Consider the following 5,750-nt stretch of genomic DNA (forward strand, 5'->3'; position numbering starts at 1 on the left):
GTCCGCTGCGACGGCTCCAAAACAATCCTAACAGCAGGCTTGCCCATCTCATGCCCCCAAATCAAATCAGGGCATGATCATACATATTTATCGATCAAGACACTAGCGCGCCCTCCGACCAGGTGGACACTCTCGCGTCAGGCGCGTGACACCGCGCCGTTTGGGTGGCGTGTGATGCACCCGGCGAGCGAGAGTTCCAACAGCAGCGCTGACAGGGTTGAGGCGTCGAGGCCGCTTTCCCGCATCAGGTCATCGGTGTCGATCGGGGTGGGCGAGAGCAGTTCGAGCAGACGCTTGGCCTCCGCCGGGTCGGTTTCCCGCGGCAGCAGCGGCGGCGGGTCGGGCTCGAAGAAGCTCATCTGCCGTGAGCGTGGTTGATCCGTCAGCTGGTCGATGACATCGCGGGCCGAAAGCAGGATCGTCGCGCCATCGCGGATCAGCCGGTTCGTTCCCTCGCAGCGCGGATCAAGCGGCGAGCCCGGCACGGCGAATACATCGCGCCCCTGTTCGGATGCAAAGCGCGCGGTGATGAGCGAGCCGGAACGCACCGCGGCCTCCACCACGATCAGCGCGCGCGCAATGCCGGAGATGATACGGTTGCGGCGGGGGAAAAAGTCCGCCTTGGGCTCCGTCCCCGGCACCTGCTCGGACACGATGACGCCGCGCTCCGCGATTGCCGCATGGAGTGCGGCATTCTCCGGCGGATAGATCACGTCGATACCGCCCGCCACCACAGCGATCGTGCCCGTATCAAGCGACGCCTCATGGGCCGCCGTGTCAATGCCGCGGGCGAGGCCGGAGACGATCACATGGCCTTCCCCGCCGATCTCCCGCGCCATCTGCCGGGTGAATTTCCGCGCGATGGCGGAGGCATTGCGCGCGCCGACGATAGCAACGCCACTTTTCCCAAGCAAGGTAAGGTCGCCCTTCGCACAGATCAGCGGCGGTGCCGTATCCGCTTCGCGCAGCAGCGGCGGATAATCGGGCTCCCCCATGGCGATGAAGCGCGCGCCGATTGCTGCCGCATTGGCCAAGTCGCGCTCGGCAGCCTCCGTGCCATAGATGCGCGGGGGACGGCTCAACCCGCCTTTGCGCGTCAGATCGGGCAGGGCGCGCAAGGCTTCGCCCGCCGTCCGAAATCGTTTTAGGAGTGTCTTGAAGGTGGAGGGTCCGACGTTTTCGCTCCTCGAGAGGCGCAGCCAGTCACGGCGCTCCTCGTCGCTGAGCGCGCCCTTCATGCAGGCTTGGACTTTCCGATGCGGGGCTCTCCACCCTTGAGGATGCGCGCGATGTTGGCCCTGTGCGTGATGAACACGGCAACTCCCATGATGGCGGCAGGAAGGATCAGATCACTCCGCCCCACGCCCCATGCGGCCACGGGCGATAGCAGGCTGGCTGTGAGGGCGGAAAGCGAGGAGATGCGGAACAGCCCGGCCATCACGATCCACACCGTGATGAAGATCAGCCCCAGCGGCCAGAACAGACCGAACAGCACGCCGATGCTGGTGGCCACACCCTTGCCGCCCTTGAACCCCAGCCACATCGGAAACAGATGCCCGAAGAACGCCGCAAGCCCGGCGAGGACCGCCGCCTGCGGCCCGAACAGCCAGCCCATCAGCAGGGCAGGGACGGTGCCCTTCAGCGCATCGAGAACAAGCGTGAGGGCAGCCACCTTCTTGTTGCCGGTGCGCAGCACATTGGTGGCCCCGATGTTGCCGGACCCGATCGAGCGGATATCGCCCAGCCCCGCCGACTTCGTCAGGATCAGCCCGAACGGAATCGTGCCGCAGAGATAGCCGAAGACCAGCGAAACGATCATGTCGAGTGCAGACATCCATTCCCTCTTGTTCAGTTTCCCCTTCTCCCGTTGCGCCAGCAATGGGAGAAGGTGCCCGAAGGGCGGATGAGGGCCTCTGTCCGCGAGTCCTGCCACTTGAAAGGGACCCTCATCCGGCCTGTCGGCCACCTTCTCCCATCGCGTCGCGACGGGAGAAGGGAACCTTCTTATCAGCGAGCGTAAGCGTAAACGCTCTCGCCCGCAACGATGGTCTCCACCGCGCGGCCTTCCAGCGTGCGGTGCTCGAAGGGGGAGTTCTTGGCGCGGGAGCGCAGCGTGTCCTCCTCCACCGTCCACGACAGGTTGAGGTCGATCAGCGCGAAATCCGCCGGAGCCCCCGGCGCCAGCCTTCCTGCCTCGAGCCCGAGGATTTCGGCAGGCCGGGATGACATGGCCTCCACCAGCCGCGACAGCGGCATGTGTTCATTGTGATGCAGTCCGAGTGCGGCAGAGAGCATGGTCTCCAGCCCCACCGCGCCAAAGGCTGCCTCGGCGAAGGGAAGCCGCTTGGTGTCCGCACTCTGCGGGTCATGGCCGGAGACGATCACATCGATGGTGCCATCTGCCACGGCCTCCACCAGTGCCCGCCTGTCATCCTCGGAACGCAATGGTGGCGAGAGCTTGAAGAAGGTGCGATAGGCCCCGATGTCATTCTCGTTCAGCACCAGGTGATGCACCGAGACGCCGCAGGTGACCGGCAGGCCGCGCGTCTTGGCCGCGCGCATCACCTCGACCGACAGCGCACTTGAAATCTGCGAGGCATGATAGCGTGCGCCCGTCATCTCGACGAGGCGCAGGTCGCGCTCCAGCATGATCACTTCCGCCATGGCGGGATTGCCGGAAAGCCCCAGCCTGCTCGCCGCCTCACCCGCATTCATCACGCCGGAACACAGCATCGGCTCTTCCACATGCTGCACCACCAGCATGTCGAAATCCTTGGCATAGGTCAGCGCACGGCGGAACACATTGGCATTGGCAACGGCCTTCGTGCCCTCGGTGATCGCGACCGCGCCTGCTTCCTTGAGAAGGCCGATCTCCGTCATCATCTCGCCCGCCAGCCCCTTGGTGATGGCCGCCATGGGGGCGACCCTCACCGAAGCCGTATCGCGCGCGCGCCTGAGGATGAAGTCGACGATTGCGGCATCATCGATGATGGGTTGCGTGTTGGGCATCACGATCATCGTCGTGACACCACCTGCCGCCGCGGCCTCCGACGCGCTGGCCAGCGTCTCGCGATATTCGAGGCCCGGTTCGCCGGTGAATACCCGCATGTCGATGAGGCCGGGAATGAGGGTCAGGCCCCGGCAGTCCGTCACGGATGTGCCGCTTCCCACACTGTCGCGCGTCACCTTGGGTCCCACGCCCAAGATCCAGCCATCCTCGATGAGGATTCCTCCCGCGCCGTTCAGCCCCTGGGCCGGGGCCACGATATGCGCGTTCACGAAGGCCCTGCGTGAACTCTTCATGCAGCACCTCCGCCATCCATATTGCGCGACAGCGCATCGAGCACCGCCATGCGCACGGCAACGCCCATCTCCACCTGCTCACGGATCACCGATTGCGCGCCATCGGCCACATCCGAGTCGATCTCGATGCCGCGGTTCATGGGGCCGGGGTGCATTACCATCGCGCCGGGCTTGGCAATCTTCAGCGTCTCGGCATTGAGGCCGTAGAAGCGGTAATACTCGCGGATCGAGGGCACGAAAGCGCCCGTCATCCGTTCCAGCTGCAGCCGTAGCATCATCACCACGTCCGCACCCTTAAGGCCTGTTTCCATGCTGCGGTGAACCTCGACGCCGAAGTTCGCAACACCTGACGGAAGCAGCGTCGAGGGTGCGACCACCCGCACATGCGCGCCCAGCTTGTTGAGGAGGTGGATGTTGGAGCGTGCCACGCGCGAATGCAGCACATCCCCGCAGATCGCCACGATGAGGCCCTCGAACGTCTCCTTGTGGCGGCGGATGGTGAGCGCATCGAGCAGTGCCTGTGTGGGGTGCTCATGCTGCCCGTCACCCGCGTTGATCACCGCGCAGGAGACCTTCTGCGCCAGCAGCTCCGCCGCACCTGATGACTGGTGCCGCACCACGAGGAAATCCGGCTGCATGGCATTGATGGTCATCGCCGTGTCGAGCAGCGTCTCGCCTTTCGAGACGGCGGAGGTGGCGACTGCCATGTTCATGACGTCCGCGCCCAGCCGTTTCCCCGCGATCTCGAAGGAGCTTTGCGTTCTGGTCGAGGCCTCGAAGAACAGGTTCACCTGGGTGCGCCCCTGCAGCACCGGCTGGCGCTTGTCGCTCTGGCGGCTCAGGCCCACATAGCGGTCGGCGAGGTCGAGGATGCGGATGGCTTCGAGGGAGGAAACATCATCAATGGCCAGCAGGTGCTGGGCCTTGAGGAGCGGCGGACGGGGTTCGCGTGTCATTAAAGCCGGGTGTGTAAGCACTTCCCGCCCGGCCCGCAAGCGGCATCTCAGCCCGCTCCACCGGCAAGGTAAATCACCAGCGGAATGCTCAGCGCCGCCGCGATCACCTGCAGCGTCAGCATGTTGGCGACCATCGGCGCGTCACCCCCCATCTGCCGCGCCAGCACATAGGCGCCCGACCCCGTGGGCACCGCCGCGCACAGCATGGCCACCGCGAAGGCCTGCCCCTCCACCCCCATCAGCATCAGCGTTCCCGCCATGATGAGCGGCATGGCCAGAAGCTTGAGCACCACCGCAGTGGCAACCGGTGGCCATCCTGCGATGGCCTCCCCCAGCCTGAGCCCCGCGCCAACCGTCAGCAGCGCCAGCCCCAGCGCGCCGCGCCCGATCATGTCCAGCACCTGCAGCGCCATGCCGGGCAGTTCCAGCCCCGACAATTGCCACGCCACGCCACCCAGCGAGGAAAACACGAAAGGGTTGCGCAGGATGGAAAGAAGCAACGTCTTGGCCGAAACCTTCGCCTCATGCGCATAGCGCGCCATCACGATGACGCAGAGGATGTTGAGCAGCGGCGTCATCGCCGCCGCACTGACAGCCCCCAGCGAAAGGGCCGCCGGCCCGAACTGCAGCGGAATAATCGCGAAGGCAATGAAGGTGTGCCAGCGCGCCGCGCCCTGAACGAGGCTGGTGAACTGCGGGCCCCCCATGCCCAGACCTTTCATCATAGGCCTGCTGAAGATCACGAGCAGGGCGATCATCACCACCACCGCCAGCATCATGGCGCCCGCCATGCGCAGCACCGGCACGCCGGTGAAATCCGCCGCCGCGATCTCCTTGAAGATGATGGCGGGGAACAGCACGAAGTAGCAGATCTGGTCCAGCCCCGCCCACTGCGCCTCGCCGATCACGTTGAACCGCCTGAGCGCGAAACCAATCAGGATCACGATGAAGACCGGCAGCAGGGCAAGAAAGATCGTGGTCATCTGAGCGAGTCGAGTGCCGCCTGCAGGATCCACGCGGCGGCCAGCTTGTCGATCACCTGGTCCCGCTTCGCGCGCGAGGCATCGGCCTCAATCAGCATCCGCTCCACCGCCGCCGTGGACAGCCGCTCATCCCAGAACACAATCTGCACCGGAGAGAGCTTCGCGAAATTCCGCGCAAAGGCCCGTGTCGACTGGCAGCGCGGCCCCTCGGTCCCGTCCATGTTGACGGGCAGCCCCAGCACGATGAGCCCGATGTTTTCAGCCTGGATGATCGCCAGCAGCCGCTCCGCATCCTGGGTGAACTTCTTGCGTGCGATGGTCTCGATCGGGGTCGCGATCATCCGCGTCCGGTCGCTCGTTGCAACGCCGATGGTCTTGGTGCCGAGGTCGAGCCCCATCAACCGCCTGTCGGCGGGAATGGCGGCGAGTGCGTCACGCAGTGAGATGTCGGTAGCGGCCATCTGGCTCCCTTCAGTCCCTTCTCCCGTTGCGGCACGCAATGGGAGAA

Annotated in this window: 6 protein-coding genes; all 6 read right to left on the bottom strand. The window is 65.1% G+C overall.

Annotated elements, in window-relative coordinates:
• Positions 1-137: 137 nt before the first annotated feature.
• On the bottom strand, positions 138-1,238 hold the full coding sequence (dprA, locus tag ACILRA_RS18685; RefSeq protein ID WP_395663574.1) for a DNA-processing protein DprA: 1,101 nt from the start codon (positions 1,236-1,238) through the stop codon (positions 138-140).
• A complete protein-coding gene (plsY, locus tag ACILRA_RS18690; protein WP_395663575.1) occupies positions 1,235-1,834 on the bottom strand; it encodes a glycerol-3-phosphate 1-O-acyltransferase PlsY in 600 nt (199 codons plus the stop codon). Before plsY ends, dprA begins: the two co-directional genes overlap by 4 nt.
• Before the next feature lie 173 nt (positions 1,835-2,007).
• Positions 2,008-3,303, bottom strand: a complete 1,296-nt coding sequence (gene pyrC / locus ACILRA_RS18695) for a dihydroorotase (RefSeq protein ID WP_395663576.1) — start codon at positions 3,301-3,303, stop codon at positions 2,008-2,010.
• Complete coding sequence (locus tag ACILRA_RS18700) at positions 3,300-4,259, bottom strand: aspartate carbamoyltransferase catalytic subunit (RefSeq protein ID WP_395663577.1); 960 nt, start codon at positions 4,257-4,259, stop codon at positions 3,300-3,302. Before ACILRA_RS18700 ends, pyrC begins: the two co-directional genes overlap by 4 nt.
• 47 nt (positions 4,260-4,306) lie before the next feature.
• On the bottom strand, positions 4,307-5,242 hold the full coding sequence (locus ACILRA_RS18705) for an AEC family transporter (RefSeq protein WP_395663578.1): 936 nt from the start codon (positions 5,240-5,242) through the stop codon (positions 4,307-4,309).
• Positions 5,239-5,703, bottom strand: a complete 465-nt coding sequence (gene ruvX, locus ACILRA_RS18710; protein ID WP_395663579.1) for a Holliday junction resolvase RuvX — start codon at positions 5,701-5,703, stop codon at positions 5,239-5,241. Before ruvX ends, ACILRA_RS18705 begins: the two co-directional genes overlap by 4 nt.
• Between the last annotated feature and the right edge of the window lie 47 nt (positions 5,704-5,750).

The sequence above is a fragment of the Aestuariivirga sp. genome (assembly GCF_044239095.1).
Taxonomy (GTDB): domain Bacteria; phylum Pseudomonadota; class Alphaproteobacteria; order Rhizobiales; family Aestuariivirgaceae; genus Aestuariivirga.

What these genes read in the sequence shown, in the direction of transcription:
- dprA (WP_395663574.1), bottom strand. Translation starts at nt 1,238, where the DNA reads ATGAAGGGCGCGCTCAGCGACGAGGAGCGCCGTGACTGGCTGCGCCTC.
- ruvX (WP_395663579.1), bottom strand. Translation starts at nt 5,703, where the DNA reads ATGGCCGCTACCGACATCTCACTGCGTGACGCACTCGCCGCCATTCCC.
- ACILRA_RS18700 (WP_395663577.1), bottom strand. Translation starts at nt 4,259, where the DNA reads ATGACACGCGAACCCCGTCCGCCGCTCCTCAAGGCCCAGCACCTGCTG.
- ACILRA_RS18705 (WP_395663578.1), bottom strand. Translation starts at nt 5,242, where the DNA reads ATGACCACGATCTTTCTTGCCCTGCTGCCGGTCTTCATCGTGATCCTG.
- pyrC (WP_395663576.1), bottom strand. Translation starts at nt 3,303, where the DNA reads ATGAAGAGTTCACGCAGGGCCTTCGTGAACGCGCATATCGTGGCCCCG.
- plsY (WP_395663575.1), bottom strand. Translation starts at nt 1,834, where the DNA reads ATGTCTGCACTCGACATGATCGTTTCGCTGGTCTTCGGCTATCTCTGC.